The organism is Pedobacter hiemivivus (assembly GCF_004331685.1).
Taxonomy (GTDB): Bacteria; Bacteroidota; Bacteroidia; order Sphingobacteriales; family Sphingobacteriaceae; genus Pedobacter; species Pedobacter hiemivivus.
This window is the reverse complement of sequence record NZ_SJSM01000012.1, coordinates 62,629-76,055: the sequence shown is the minus strand read 5'-3', so window position 1 is coordinate 76,055 and position 13,427 is coordinate 62,629. Positions and strand designations below refer to the sequence as shown.

Here is a 13,427-nt window from a genome sequence, read left to right as displayed (position 1 = left end):
ATTATAATTATTTAAGGGAAAGTAACTGCCAGTCCATTTTCATCTAACATGGGACCATGTAGTTTTTCATAATTGTACAATGCAAATTTGACATCGGTTACATAATTGGCCCGCTCTCCATCACCGATAAGGCCTGTCCAAATCTTCCTCCCGGTAACCTCGATGAGGAACCTAAACTTAACGACCGAAAAATTCCCGAAAGTCTTGGCCAGACTGCTTTCCCAGTTCGAGGGTTTTAGAATCTGGTCATCAATATTGATCTTGTATTCAAGTCGGGTCTTCACATAAGCGATATCCCCATATCCTGGTTTAAAATCTTTGGATTCAGCGACCTTGAAATTCAGCGAAATAATGCTATCCTTCATACCTGGTCTGCGAAACAAATATACCGGGATCCTGGTCTGGAACATATTGGCAGGCATCACCAATGGTCCCAAAGCATAATGGTAGCCCGCTTTAGCTGTCGAGCTACCAACAACATCTAATTTGATCTCCCTATCGGCCGGTGTCGAATTACCCATAATGCGCATCGTCAGATAAACGGTATCAGTAACAATCTCTACAGGCCTGATGCCGAAAGAATAATTGACACTATCGGGATCAACAATAAATTTTGTGAAATAAACAGCTGGTGCTTCTTCAAACATCAGTCTTTTTTCCTTGCAACCGTTCAGGCTTAATAGCGAAGAGAACAGCACTAGTATGATATATATATTTATTTTCATGAGTGTAGATTTTTACTTGCCGAATTCTATTTCAGCAACAGGTAATGGGAATACATACTTTGCCTGAGTCATTGCTGCAGCATCGGGACTGTTAGGTATTTGGGCTGTGTTTTTTCTTTTATAGTAAAACCACAATTGTCCTTCAGCAAAGAATTCTTTTCTATACTCCTTAAAGAGTTCGTTCTGGAATTCTGCAGGCGTTGGTGGATTGATTGCCGGCAGGAACCTCGCGACCCTAACTCCATTCAAATAACCCAATGCGAGCTGACTGTCCGATTCTGCCTCTGCTGCGATGTAATACATTTCAGAAAGACGGATTGCAGGTACGCGCGACTGACGCACACTGACCGTATTTGCACTTACGTGGTATTTCTTACTATAAACAGCGGCTGGGTTTTCTCTGTCCCAGAAAGGGACAGCTGCGTCCGGGCCGCGGAGATCTGATGAATACCCTACATTAGTCACTTCATATAGCGCAGTCAGTTTTGGAAGTGTCGTAAAAAGATCCTGTTCTTCACCTGTCACACCTCCATTAGATTTAAACAACTGATCTGAAGCTGTTCTTAAGTTTTTCACGTATACCGAAAAAATATGCTCCGGAGTAAAGGTCATATCGGAAACCGTAGATTCAGGATCATTATTGAGCTGTGTCCTTTCGATGAACCTGAAGCTGGGGCCTGCGATCACTTCCTTTGCATATTTCAGTGCCTGCACCTTATCGCCCTTGTACAGGTACAAACGGGCAAGTGTAGCCTTAGCGGCCCAATAGTTCAGGTGGTTCTGTCTGAAAGCCAGAAAAAGATTTGAAGAGGTACTACCTTGATTACCGGCAATCTGGTCAATATTTGGATACACAGACAGCAATTGTTCTGCCTCCTTTAAGTCGGCCTCGCATTTTTCAAAAACAGCCGCCATCGTCAACCGATCTTGCGGTTTTACCTGGTAAGCACTCATATAGGGGATTGCGATCTTATTCGCATTCGCACCATCCAAATAGGCTGGAGCAAACATTCTCAGCAGGTCAAAATGTAAGAACGCGCGCATCCCCAGGGCCTCCCCTTTAACAATCGAGTAGGCTTGTGTAGACAATACATCACGTCTTTTATCTACGTTAGCAAGGATATAATTGCATTGTGCAATCGCAGCGTAACTATTTGCCCAAATGCGGTCAATAATTGTACTTGCAGGATAGGTGGCTACTCCAGGTGTGTAATTGTACCTGGTAATCTGGCTGTAATATTCTGCTGTTGATGTTTTACTTTCATAACGCTGGGCAAGAATGTCCAGTAAGCCGTAGGCGAGCTGCCCTCCATACAGGCTTTCGTCTGATACTTTCTGATAAATTCCGAAAAGGGCATCAACAAACCCTTCCTGGGTCGAGAACTGTTCGCTTTCCTTCAGTTGGATTTTAGGGCTCACATCGAGCCATTTTTTGCAGGAAGAGCAACACAATACCATCCCCGTTAGACAAACAAGGAAGTACTGACTATATTTTTTAAGATCTGGTTTCATATCAGTATAGGTTTAGAATGAAGTCTGTAATTGTAGCGAATACGTCTGGCTGAAAGGATAGTCGAGTCCTCTTTCCCTTTTAATAGATGACAGGGTAAATATATTGGCTGTAAAGAAGGACAGCTTTGTATTGTTCAGGTGCATCTTTTTGTTCCATTTATCAGAAAAGCGATAGTATACGGAAAGACTCTCCAGGTTCAGCAGGTTATCATTCTGCACAAAACGGGAAGAAGACAGGGTCTGCGTATTAGAAACACCGCCGGCATTCACTATACCTTTAAAGAAAGCCACATCGCCCGGTTTCCTCCAGCGCTCTTCCAATACCCTTCTGTCCACATTTCCGCCTACTACGTTTACATTCTCTACCCGATCGATGAGTGTTTGGTTATAGGCCTGTCCCCCGATACGAAAGCGCAGGTAAACATTCATTCCGATGCCTTTTACCTCGAGGTTAGAGCTGATGCTACCTTCCAGGTCTGCCTGCGTGTTGCCCACTACTACCTTTTGCAGGGGGTCGTAGGTATTGGTATAACCTCCATCTCTATTACGAAATATCTCCAAGCCAGTAGAAGGATCAATTCCGTAAGATTTCAAAGCCCAGATAGCGGTTAATGACTGCCCTTCAGAATAGATGGTGACAGGAGTAGAAGATCTTACCGATTCGTTACGCCTGTTGATCTGTTTGATATTATCCGAGACCTTATCTACCCTACGGTTTACACTAAATGTCCTTAAAGCCACCGACCAATAATCTCTGGAAGCTGGTTTGGAAATAATCCTATAGGAAGCATTCAGTTCCCAGCCTTTTCCTGTCAGATCACCCACGTTCTCACTATAACTGAGGAAGCCTACAGAAGGTGGTGTAGAAATAGAGGCCAGACTTCCGATGGTTTTTTCGATGAAATAATTACCGAACAGGTCCAGTCTTTTAAAGAGCGTAAGCTCAATCCCAAGGTTGTGTTTGTTCGTAATCTGCCATTTCAGGTCAGGATTTCCATATCCCAGTAGAGAAGTACTAACCAAGCCATTGTACTCCTTATCGGTATAGTAGCTTGAAGTAGAAATCCCCAGAAATGAATTGAAATTCTGTGAACCCGTACTTCCGTAAGAGTACCTTAACTTAAGCCGGTCTACAGCTGATATTTTTTTCATAAAAGTTTCCTGATGGACATTCCAGCCAAAACCTGTAGACCAAAAGGGGGCAAAACGTTCATTGGTTCCGAATTGCGAGGAGCCATCCAGTTTGTATGAAAAGTCAAACAGGTAACGACTGTCATAGGAGTAACTCAAATTGGCCAGCAGCCCAGACATGCGGGTGATATTTTCTGTGCCACTGGGTTTACTCCCCACCGGATAGCTGTTTCCCAAAACGATCTGGTCCAGTCTTGAATTCGGGAAGCCCTGCACACGGTAAGACTGAACATCGAATTTTCTTTCGATGATGTTGGCGTTAAGCGTTGAAAAGAACAGGTGCTTGCCAATACTTTTGTTAATATCCGCAGAAATGGATCCTTGAAGGTTCGTGTTTTTTCCATACCCCTTGGTATAGCTTCCCTTTTCAAAAGTCGGTGTATTGAGGAAAGAAGTATGTTGGGCCGGAAGGAACTGATCGGACTCATCATTTTGCCTTCCTACCGATAATTGCGACGACAGCCGCAGCCAGCGGTTAGCCTGGTATTTTGCGGAGAAATTATTGGTAAATGAAACGTACTGATTATGGTCGACCACATTGAGTGAAGGATTAAACAATGGGTTCGCAGGGCTCGCCACAGAAGTAAGATTCAGGACCCCACCGGTACTATTGAGTACCCGTTCCAATTCCTGTTTCAGATGGCCTTCTGCATCATAAGGAGTTAAATAGGGATTCATCCTCACGTATTGGGAGAAAGAACCATATGCAGAATTACTGGCCTTGTTCAGACTTACAGTAAAATCATTCTTAAACTGAAGTTTGTTGACCCGATAGGCAATATAGGAATTTGCGCTCCCATTTACCCGGTCTGATCCTTTCATAACACCTAGGGTATTGTTGATAGAAGCACCAATACCGTAGGTGACGCCGTTTGAGCCAGATTCCAGAAACAGGTTATGGCGCTGATTGTAGGAATTTCTTAGTGGAATAGCCATCCAATCTGTATTTACCCCCTTGTTAATTTCTGAAAGTCTATGGTTATAATAGTACTGAAGATCCTGATTGGTGGCATTACTTGAAGAATTATACACACCGATTGACCTTTCCAGTTCAAGTTTCTCTCTTGCATTTAGCAGATTATAATCAGAGAGATCAGGAGTTTCAAAGGTAAAGTTGGCGTTGTAATTTACGGTCAACTGACCGCCCTTCGGACGTATGGTTTCAATAACAACTACCCCATTAGCCGCACGTGAACCATAAATGGCAGTAGCTGGAGCATCTTTCAGGATGTCTACTCTTGCAATCCTGGTCACGTCCAGGTCAACCACTCTTTGTAATGTAGTTTCAAACCCATCCAGAATAAATAAGGGGGCATTAAGCCCTGCGTTATAATTAAACAGGTTGGTTGCCGGCGTACTGTTTAAGTCAGGCAAACTATTTCCTCCCCGTATAGAAACATTAGGCAATACATTGGGATTAGAACCGGCATTGATATTTTCTGTCAGCTGAAATGAGGGATCAAGTGCCCTTAAAGCAGTAATTATATTGTTGTTTGATACTTTAGCAATATCCTCAGCCGTAAAAGAAGAAGCGGCGCCAGTATAAGTCTCTGCTGGACGCTCAAATAAACCTGTAACCACCACGTCTTTCAACGACTGTGCAGCTTCTTTTAGTTTTACAATGATACGGGTAGTCGCCTGGGTAATAGCAACTTCTTGTCTTTCATAGCCGATATAAGATATGATGAGTTTATCCCCGGTATTGGCCATGATCCTGAAATTGCCACCCTGATCGGTAAAAGTGACTGCTTTCTTATTTTTAATGCTTACCGTAGCCCCGGTGATCTTCTGCGCAGTTTTGGCATCGGTTACTGTTCCTGAAATGACGGTATCAGCTTTGAGGGTTCGCGGCAGTATCTCCTCTCCTTTTAACTTGATCACAACAATCATGTTATCGATGGAAAAGCTTAAGGGTCGGCCCGTCAAACATTGCTGTAAAGCCTGTTCGATGGTCCCATTGGTAATGGTCAAACTCACCTTATCATAATTGCTGATGAGGTCTTTATTATAAAAGAAACCGTAACCACTCTGTACTTTGATCTTTTTCAGAATACTCTTCAGCGGTACGTTTTTTTCATTAATTGATATTCTTTGCGCATAGGTTATAGCGCTGGTCTGCAGAATCGTTGTAAAAAGAATAACGACTATTAATTTCATAATGAGCAGGAATTTAGTGGCATAGCCTGGCGGGTTACCTAATTTCTTGGTAAAAATTTTATACATTTGAAATGGTTGGTTTTGGTTGATAATCTATTCTAAAACGGTATGTCCTGATTCCAATCATCTGCCGGGTGTGTTAGACGCATACCCGGCTCTATTAAAATCAATCTGGTTAGTATCTATCTAATCAAAGTGACCCTCCTTCCTTCTATTTTAAATTTCAAATTACCTGTTGATTCGAGCATTTTTAAGATGTCAGACAGTTTCTTTTTTCTCGAGAATTCCCCATCAAAATGTCCTGCATTATTCAATTTTTCCGGATAGATCACTTCTACGTCGTACCAGCGGGCGATCTTGCGCATCACGCTTTGCATGTCGTCGCCACTAAAAACGAACTCGCCGTTTTTCCATGCCGTTTCCGCATCCCCATCTACCGTTACAATGCTAAGCGTACCGGCATTCAATACAGACTGCTGCCCTGGGGCCAGTACTCGTCCATTTACCTGTACACGGCCTTCCAGCAACGTGGTTTTTGTTACCGGCTCATCTGTATAACTGTTCACATTGAAATGTGTTCCTGTCACTTCCACTTCCTGCCCTTTACTAATAACCTTAAAAGGAACATCTTTATTTTTAGCAACCTCAAAATACCCTTCACCATCAATCTCTACCCTCCGTTCTTTTAGATTTTTAAAGGAAGCCGGAAATTTTAATCGGGTAGCGGCATTAAGCCAAACATGGCTGCCATCCGGAAGGGTTACCTCATATTCTCCCCCTTTAGGGGTTTCTACGGTATTGTAGACTGGCTCAGCAGCTTCTGCCCCATCGCGACTGTAAACGAGCTGACCATCCGCTTCCTTGCTGATCATCACGCCAGATTGGTCGGCAATCTGACCTTTTACGGCAGTATTTAATGATACCTTAGTCCCGTCTGAGAGTGTCAGGATTGCCTTGCTACTGCCAGCAACAATGTCATTCCCTGCAACTGCGGTACTGCGGGTATGCTGATCAAAGTAAAAGAATAATCCTACGGATAGAGCGAGCACTATTGAAGCTGCAACCGCTATTCTAAGCCATAAAACAGGTCGGCGCGGGATAAGAGGTGCTTCCAATCTTGCCCAGATCCTGTCTGTCGCATCCTGAACCTGATTCGGTGCCAACTCAAACCTGCTATCTATACCATATTGGATATACCAGGTTTCAAGTGCCGCAATTTCTTCAGGCGTACATTCCTCCTTCTCAAACTTTAACAGTAGTGCTGTGATGTCTTTTTCTTTCATAAACAAGCCCAGTAAGATGCGCTGTAATTAAAAGACTCAGAAGTTAGAGTTTGGGGGTAAAAAAAAATGAATTATTTTTATCAACTAATAAAAAAGGACGGACAACAGCTTTATTTTAACCCGGAGTATCTTCAGCGAGTGCTGAATGTGCTTTCTCACGGTTTGTTCAGAAATCTCCAGCTGTTCGGCAATCTCGCGGTGAGAAAGGTTTGATTTACGGCTCAGCTCAAATACTTCGCGCATTTTTCTGGGTAAGCAGCTGATCTCTTTCTCGATCAGCATCGACAGGAGGTTTTGACGTACAAGATGATCCGCATTGCTCTCCGTTTCATCCATAGCATCTGGCAGGGAGGCTCTGTAGTTATCATCCCGTTTCCTATTGGACATGTTTTTAAAAATTCTATTCCGAAGCGCCGAATACAGGTAGTATCTAAATTCTTTATGGATCACTATCGTTTCCCTTCTGGCCCACAATACTGCAAAAAGATCATGAATAACATCTTCTGCTTCATCGTTATCTTTCAACATACGACAGGCATGAACATAAAGAATCCCCTTATATCGGTTATAAATTTCCGAATAGGCATTTCTATCCCCCGTTTTTACAAGATCAAACAAAAATTCATCAGAATATGCAGCAAATGCACCCATAAATTCCCCTAATTCACCAAATATAGAATTAATGGGTCAAGACAGCAATTTTCTCACAGATATGTAATAAAATTCGAGCTTACCTATCTCTGAATGCTATGAAGTCTCCTAATACATACTCAGGACAAGCTCCCTCACGTGCAGTGATAAAAGCACCTAATGAAACAGCCTGAAGCATAAAATCGTGTACAGTTGCACCCTTTTCCAATCTTTTAGATAAAAATCCTGCTAAAAATGAATCACCACTGCCTACAGTATCTTTTACCTGTATGGGCACCGTGGGATATAAATAGAAATCATCATCATAAGCATAAAGTGCACCCTTACTTCCTTTAGAAATGATGACTTCATGCATACCAAAGGTATCTTGCAGATAGCTGACCCCATCATTTTCAGTATAATAAGGCTTACCTAGAAAGTCTAGCATCATGCGCAACTCCGCCTTATTGAACTTGGCCAATTGCGTTTTATGTAGTAAATCTTTAATGATCCGCACATCGTAATGAGGTGGTCGCAAATTAATGTCAAACACATTATAGCTGCTAGCCTCCATTAATTCAAACAAAGTATTTCTCGTTTTTTGGTTACGGGTAGCCAAACTACCAAAAACCAGGGCATCAGCAATGCTGAGTAGCTCTTGATCTGCCTGCCTGACTTCAATAAAATCCCAAGCTACATGATCTACAATATCATAATGTGCTTCATTGTTTTCATCCAATGAAGCTATAACTGTACTCGTAGGATATATGGAGCTGATCTGAATACCCTCGGTTGACATATTCCAGTTTTTAATTTGCTGTAATAAGGCCTGCCCGAGTTCATCATGACCAACACTACTAATCATATTGACATCAATACCCATTTTAAAAAGGTGATAAGCCACATTAAATGGTGCGCCACCTGCCCTACGCTGACCTCCAGGAAAAACATCCCATAGGACTTCTCCAAAGCAAGCTATTCTGATTTTCTTTGTTTCCATCTGATAACAATTAATTGATAAGGTCCTTTGCTCTGATCCGAGATCCGAACAAAGCATAAGATAACATCAGTAGCTCGCAAACTACGGTGAGTCCCCAGGTCCATCTCCATGATCCAAAAACATCGGCCAGGCCTCCTTGAACAAGTGTAAATACTGCACCACCAAATACGGCAGAGATAAATACTCCGGAAGCTTTTGAGGTATACTTATTCAATCCTTTGATGGCAAGCGAAAAAATGCAACTCCACATGGTAGAATGTAAAAGTCCGATGGCCACCAAAAACCATAGATTTTGTGTAATCATGGCTATAATAGCAAGTATTGCGGCCAATATGGTTGTGGTAGCCAGTTGCGTTTTAGCTGAAATTTTACTGAAAAAACTAGAGATCGCTCTTCCTACGAGAAATCCGCCCCAGTATAATGTCGATAGCAAGGCATGGATCCCCAAATCTACCCCGCCAATGATGATGTCTGTTTTGCCAAAAAATGTGATTGGATGCCCCGAATCCATCAGCTCAAAAGCATGCAGATTGATATTGGCTCCAATAGACACCTCTGTACCTACGTAAAAGAAAATGGCCAGTACCCCTAAGGCAAAATGCCTAAAAGACCAAATACTTTTTTCCAGCTTTTCTCCCGCAGCAGCTCTGGTATGGGCAATGTCTGGCAGATGAAGTTTTCTGGTGATCAAAGTAACGACAACTACACAACCGATCAGCGCCATAAGCGGCAACATCAATTGTTTAATTTCAATTTGTGCTATAGAAATGCCACTAAACATAACCACCGTTACAAAAAAAGGTGCAGAAGTAGTTCCGATCGAATTGATGGCCGTTGTTATATTTAAACGTTGTACCGGTTGCGTACCAGGCAATTCGTAGGAAGCCACATATGGATTTACTACAACCTGAATTACTGCTGCCGAGGTACCCATCAAATAAGATCCAAGGACAAAAATAATAAAACCATAAGGCAGAACGACCTTGCCAAAATGAAGTGCCAGGTGTGGATATTGATCGCCAAACCAGGAAGAGCATAAATACATAAGCAATCCTGAAATCATAAACATCAGACCGCGTATGATGGTATTTTTATAACCAAAAGCATTTACCCATTTGCTGGCTAAAGTTCCGTTCAATAAATAGCCAAGAAAGAAAAAGAAAGAAATTAAAGTGGTAAATGTATTTTTAAAATTTCCTGCTTCAGCTAAAAAAGCAAACTTTAGAGGGGCTTGTAATTGTTCATTTATTGTGGTTAAAAACCCTACAATAAAATAGATAAAAGTAACAATTGCAAAGGGCAAAATGCCATTACGAAGTTTTGTTTCCATTACCTTACAATAGCTTTTAGCACAGTTTCAACCCCTTTGCTTTTTATGTCGCTCACAAATTGGGTGTATAATTCTACAAAATGTGCAGCAGCTTTTAAATTGGTGCTTTTAAAGGCAGATAAGCCTAAAAAATCAGTAGGTTCGTTGCTGGCGATAAGGCTTTTATCCTCCGGACTTAACCAGGGTTCAGCTATTTGATAAGGTAAACCTTGATCATCTATTTGATATTTAAGATAATACCTGTAAGCTGCAATCATAAACGCCACCCGAACAGGATTTTGACTATCCTGAATCATTTTAACCAGATTCGGCATGACATACACAGGAAATTTTGAAATACCATCGAAACATAAACGGCTAATTTGGTCGCTCACAGAACGGTTAGCAAACCGTTCGATGAGGGTACGCTTGTATTCCGCTAAGTCCTGTCCTTCAGGAGCAGGCACATGAGGCGTAATATCAATATTCATAAAATCACGTACATATTTAACGATATCCTCATCCTGCATGGCATCGTCAACTTTACGGTAACCTTTAAGAAAAGAAGGATAGGATAACAATAGATGGGAAGCATTTAAAAGACTAAGCTTCATATTTTCAAAAGCAGTTACATCATTTGTAAACGCTACGCCTACCCGTTCCCAGGCTGGTCTTCCAGCAATAAAATTATCTTCGATTACCCATTGAGTAAAATCTTCGCAGTAAACGGGAGCCAGATCTGCTATTCCGCTTCTTTTATTCAGCCTTTGCACATCTTCAGGTGTCGTAGCTGGAGTAATGCGGTCTACCATGCTATTTGGAAAGGTAACATTTGCTTCAACCCATTCTGCTAAATCTTTATCCTGAGCGGCGATGAATGTGGTAAAAGCATTTTTCGCGGTATTTCCATTGTGTTGTAGATTATCACAGGAAAGAATGGTAATGCTGCCATTGCCCAGATCCCGGCGCTGACGAAGCCCTTGGGCAATAAAACCAAAAACAGTGGTCGGATGGCCTGGATTTTTCAGGTCCTGCTGTATCTTTTCATCTTCCAGAATAAACTTATTTGTGATTTTATCGAGGTTGTACCCACCCTCGGTAATGGTGAGGGTAATGATCTTAATTGCGCTTTCCGCAATTTTATCCAATACTGCCTGTGGATTTTCTACCGCCCAGAACAATTCTTGTATAGCACCGATCTGATAAATTTGATCCTCGCCGTTTCTTCCGCATACGGTTAAAGTATAATCCAGATTTTGTGCCCTCAGATTGTTGACCACCTTCTCGTCGGATGGCAACAAACAGACGCCACAAATCCCCCATTTGCATTGATCCTTGTCTGCTAATAATTGATTGTTGTAAAATGCCTGATGTGCCCGATGAAAATTGCCTACACCAATATGTAAAATACCCGACTGGACAGTTTTACGCTCGTAACCGTAGTTCTCTACATTCATATTAATCCTTATTTGGTTAATCAAATTTATACGACTGGCCTATGGTTACTGCATTTGTTCGACGAAATTGCTCATGGGAACGTTACCAAAATTTTGGTAACGTTCCCAGATGGGTTTGTTTTTAGTAATTTTGATCTTCCAAATCCAAATCAGCTGATCCTATGAAACGTATCACCATTAAAGATCTTGCCAAACATTTATTATTATCGACTTCAACTATTTCCAGGGCTTTAGGGAATGATACAAATATCCACCCGGATACAAAAAAAAAGGTGTTGGACGCCGCTAAAAAACTCGGATACAGACCCAACCCTACTGCATTAAATTTAAAGTACGGCCAATCGAAAAACATAGGCTTTGTGGTCCCAGAGATGATTACTCCCTTTGCTTCAAAGGTGCTTCGTGGTGTCCAAAACATTTTATATCCATTGGGGTACCGGATCATTATCACAGAATCGGATGAAAACCCATTGATAGAAAGGAAAAATCTGCTGCTATTGGAAGAATTTAACGTTGATGGTATTATTATTAATTTATGTCATGAAACCCAAAATCAGGATTTATACGAGCAAATCATGGATCGGGGCACTCCCCTTGTTTTTTTTGATCGGATTCCGGCTAAATCCTTAGCTGCTTCAAAAGTAATGGTGAACGATAACATCAAGACTTCCTTAATGATTGAACATTTGATTGATATGGGAAGAACAAGAATCGCCCATATCATGGGCCCCTCAACGATCCGAAATTCTACGGAAAGGGCAATGGGGTATCAACGCATATTAACCAAACATGGCATTTTTGATCCAGATTTGGTGATCAAAACCGAAGGTACCACGTTTGAAGATGGAAGAAATGCTGCCCGGCAATTGTTAGACAAAAAGTTAGCGTTTGATGGTATTTTTGCCTTCACCGACACACTGGCCATCGGCGCAATGAACTACCTTCATGAGCAGCACATCAAAATCCCTGAAAAAGTAGCCATTGCGAGTTTCTCAGGGACTGAATTAGCAACCATTGTACATCCACAATTAACTAGCGTAGAGCAACCACTGCTTCAAATGGGTGAAATTGCTGCAGGATTGATTTTAGAAAAAATTAAAGACAGCACAGCGCCAAGTAAGACAATTGTAATGGATGCAGAAATCATCTATAGAGCCTCCACTGGGGAATAGAACTCTTATAAGGCCTTTTTAGAACTGCCTTCCCAGAAGGATATAAATAAGTCAAAAAGCGGTTTCGGTTCGATATCAACTTCAGAAGTAGAGTACATCAATTGTAATTGTTCTGATGACTTATCAAAAACCATATTCCATGACATTTTGGAAAGCCTTCCAGCATATTTATCCGTATTACCAACTGTAACCACTACCAGAGTATCCCCTCCCGTTTTTTGCAATTGGATATCCTTTACATCTATCCAATCTACCTGACCAAAAGCTTTTGATATTGGAGTTGTTTTTCCAACAAACATTTGTCCATTCAATTCTATTAACGGAGATTTATCTTTCAAACTAAGCAAGGTCTTTAAAGTTAAAAAGAGCATAATCAGGAATGCAGCCGCAGAAAAAATGGCCGGTTTCATTTTTAATTCGCCATCAAACAGGCCTACGCTGTATAATATTCCCAAGCCCAGCAGCATGCAAACTCCTAACGATGATAACAATAATGTTCTGGTTTTTTTAGTGTTTCTGAATAATTTAATCTCTTCTTTCATAGTTTCGCGAAGTTAGTAAAACCCATAGAACCCACCCAAACTAAATTATTTATCTTTAGACATGAAAGTTAAAAGAATTGTAAGCGATGTCTTTACGCCCGATTTAAATGCCGCTGATGTTTTCTACAGAGATATTCTGAATCTTGACCTATTGATGGATCATGGCTGGATTCGTACCTATGGATCGTCCGAATTAATGACTGTGCAACTTAGTTTTGCAAGTGAGGGCGGATCAGGCACTGCTGTCCCTGACCTTTCCATTGAGGTCGATGATGTAAATGAAGCATGGGAAAAGTTTACCAACGCAGGCTTTGACATTGAATATGGCCCTGTAGACGAACCTTGGGGTGTAAGGAGATTTTATGTTAGGGATCCTTTTGGAAAACTAATCAATATCCTCAGCCACCTGTAATTCTGCAATCAAAAATGGATATATCTACCCGATTCTA

Annotated in this window: 11 protein-coding genes; 2 read left to right on the top strand and 9 right to left on the bottom strand. The window is 41.5% G+C overall.

Features of this window, described 5'->3' with window-relative positions:
- Nucleotides 1–11 precede the first annotated feature (11 nt).
- The 8 genes from EZ444_RS17815 to EZ444_RS17780 form a co-directional block, all read right to left on the bottom strand.
- Nucleotides 12–725, bottom strand: a complete 714-nt coding sequence (locus tag EZ444_RS17815; protein ID WP_131610493.1) for a DUF4843 domain-containing protein — start codon at nt 723–725, stop codon at nt 12–14.
- 12 nt (nt 726–737) lie between these two features.
- A complete protein-coding gene (locus tag EZ444_RS17810) occupies nt 738–2,237 on the bottom strand; it encodes a RagB/SusD family nutrient uptake outer membrane protein (RefSeq protein ID WP_131610492.1) in 1,500 nt (499 codons plus the stop codon).
- Nucleotides 2,238–2,249: 12 nt separating this feature from the next.
- Nucleotides 2,250–5,651: a SusC/RagA family TonB-linked outer membrane protein gene (locus EZ444_RS17805; protein WP_131610491.1), complete on the bottom strand. Its 3,402-nt coding sequence runs from the start codon at nt 5,649–5,651 to the stop codon at nt 2,250–2,252.
- 116 nt (nt 5,652–5,767) lie between these two features.
- A complete protein-coding gene (locus EZ444_RS17800) occupies nt 5,768–6,868 on the bottom strand; it encodes a FecR family protein (protein WP_131610490.1) in 1,101 nt (366 codons plus the stop codon).
- Between the two features lie 84 nt (nt 6,869–6,952).
- Nucleotides 6,953–7,519 (bottom strand): RNA polymerase sigma factor, encoded by a 567-nt coding sequence (locus tag EZ444_RS17795; RefSeq protein ID WP_131610489.1) that lies wholly within the window; start codon nt 7,517–7,519, stop codon nt 6,953–6,955.
- 79 nt (nt 7,520–7,598) lie between these two features.
- A complete protein-coding gene (locus tag EZ444_RS17790; protein WP_131610488.1) occupies nt 7,599–8,498 on the bottom strand; it encodes a carbohydrate kinase family protein in 900 nt (299 codons plus the stop codon).
- A gap of 10 nt (nt 8,499–8,508) precedes the next feature.
- Nucleotides 8,509–9,828: an MFS transporter gene (locus EZ444_RS17785; RefSeq protein WP_131610487.1), complete on the bottom strand. Its 1,320-nt coding sequence runs from the start codon at nt 9,826–9,828 to the stop codon at nt 8,509–8,511.
- Nucleotides 9,828–11,264, bottom strand: coding sequence for a mannitol dehydrogenase family protein (locus EZ444_RS17780; RefSeq protein ID WP_131610486.1), 1,437 nt, complete (start codon nt 11,262–11,264; stop codon nt 9,828–9,830). The genes EZ444_RS17785 and EZ444_RS17780 overlap by 1 nt, the downstream gene beginning before the upstream one ends.
- Before the next feature lie 161 nt (nt 11,265–11,425).
- Between EZ444_RS17780 and EZ444_RS17775 the strand changes: the two genes are divergently transcribed.
- Nucleotides 11,426–12,436: a LacI family DNA-binding transcriptional regulator gene (locus tag EZ444_RS17775; protein WP_131610485.1), complete on the top strand. Its 1,011-nt coding sequence runs from the start codon at nt 11,426–11,428 to the stop codon at nt 12,434–12,436.
- A 5-nt stretch (nt 12,437–12,441) separates the two neighbouring features.
- Here the strand turns inward: EZ444_RS17775 and EZ444_RS17770 are convergent, their stop codons facing one another.
- Nucleotides 12,442–12,978, bottom strand: a complete 537-nt coding sequence (locus tag EZ444_RS17770; protein WP_131610484.1) for a hypothetical protein — start codon at nt 12,976–12,978, stop codon at nt 12,442–12,444.
- A 61-nt stretch (nt 12,979–13,039) separates the two neighbouring features.
- Between EZ444_RS17770 and EZ444_RS17765 the strand changes: the two genes are divergently transcribed.
- Nucleotides 13,040–13,390 (top strand): VOC family protein, encoded by a 351-nt coding sequence (locus EZ444_RS17765; RefSeq protein WP_131610483.1) that lies wholly within the window; start codon nt 13,040–13,042, stop codon nt 13,388–13,390.
- Nucleotides 13,391–13,427 lie beyond the last annotated feature (37 nt).

Bases quoted from the DNA above. Each gene is read 5' to 3' on its own strand.
- EZ444_RS17805 (WP_131610491.1), bottom strand. From the start codon at position 5,651: ATGTATAAAATTTTTACCAAGAAATTAGGTAACCCGCCAGGCTATGCC.
- EZ444_RS17780 (WP_131610486.1), bottom strand. From the start codon at position 11,264: ATGAATGTAGAGAACTACGGTTACGAGCGTAAAACTGTCCAGTCGGGT.
- EZ444_RS17810 (WP_131610492.1), bottom strand. From the start codon at position 2,237: ATGAAACCAGATCTTAAAAAATATAGTCAGTACTTCCTTGTTTGTCTA.
- EZ444_RS17785 (WP_131610487.1), bottom strand. From the start codon at position 9,828: ATGGAAACAAAACTTCGTAATGGCATTTTGCCCTTTGCAATTGTTACT.
- EZ444_RS17795 (WP_131610489.1), bottom strand. From the start codon at position 7,519: ATGGGTGCATTTGCTGCATATTCTGATGAATTTTTGTTTGATCTTGTA.
- EZ444_RS17815 (WP_131610493.1), bottom strand. From the start codon at position 725: ATGAAAATAAATATATATATCATACTAGTGCTGTTCTCTTCGCTATTA.
- EZ444_RS17770 (WP_131610484.1), bottom strand. From the start codon at position 12,978: ATGAAAGAAGAGATTAAATTATTCAGAAACACTAAAAAAACCAGAACA.
- EZ444_RS17800 (WP_131610490.1), bottom strand. From the start codon at position 6,868: ATGAAAGAAAAAGACATCACAGCACTACTGTTAAAGTTTGAGAAGGAG.
- EZ444_RS17765 (WP_131610483.1), top strand. From the start codon at position 13,040: ATGAAAGTTAAAAGAATTGTAAGCGATGTCTTTACGCCCGATTTAAAT.
- EZ444_RS17790 (WP_131610488.1), bottom strand. From the start codon at position 8,498: ATGGAAACAAAGAAAATCAGAATAGCTTGCTTTGGAGAAGTCCTATGG.
- EZ444_RS17775 (WP_131610485.1), top strand. From the start codon at position 11,426: ATGAAACGTATCACCATTAAAGATCTTGCCAAACATTTATTATTATCG.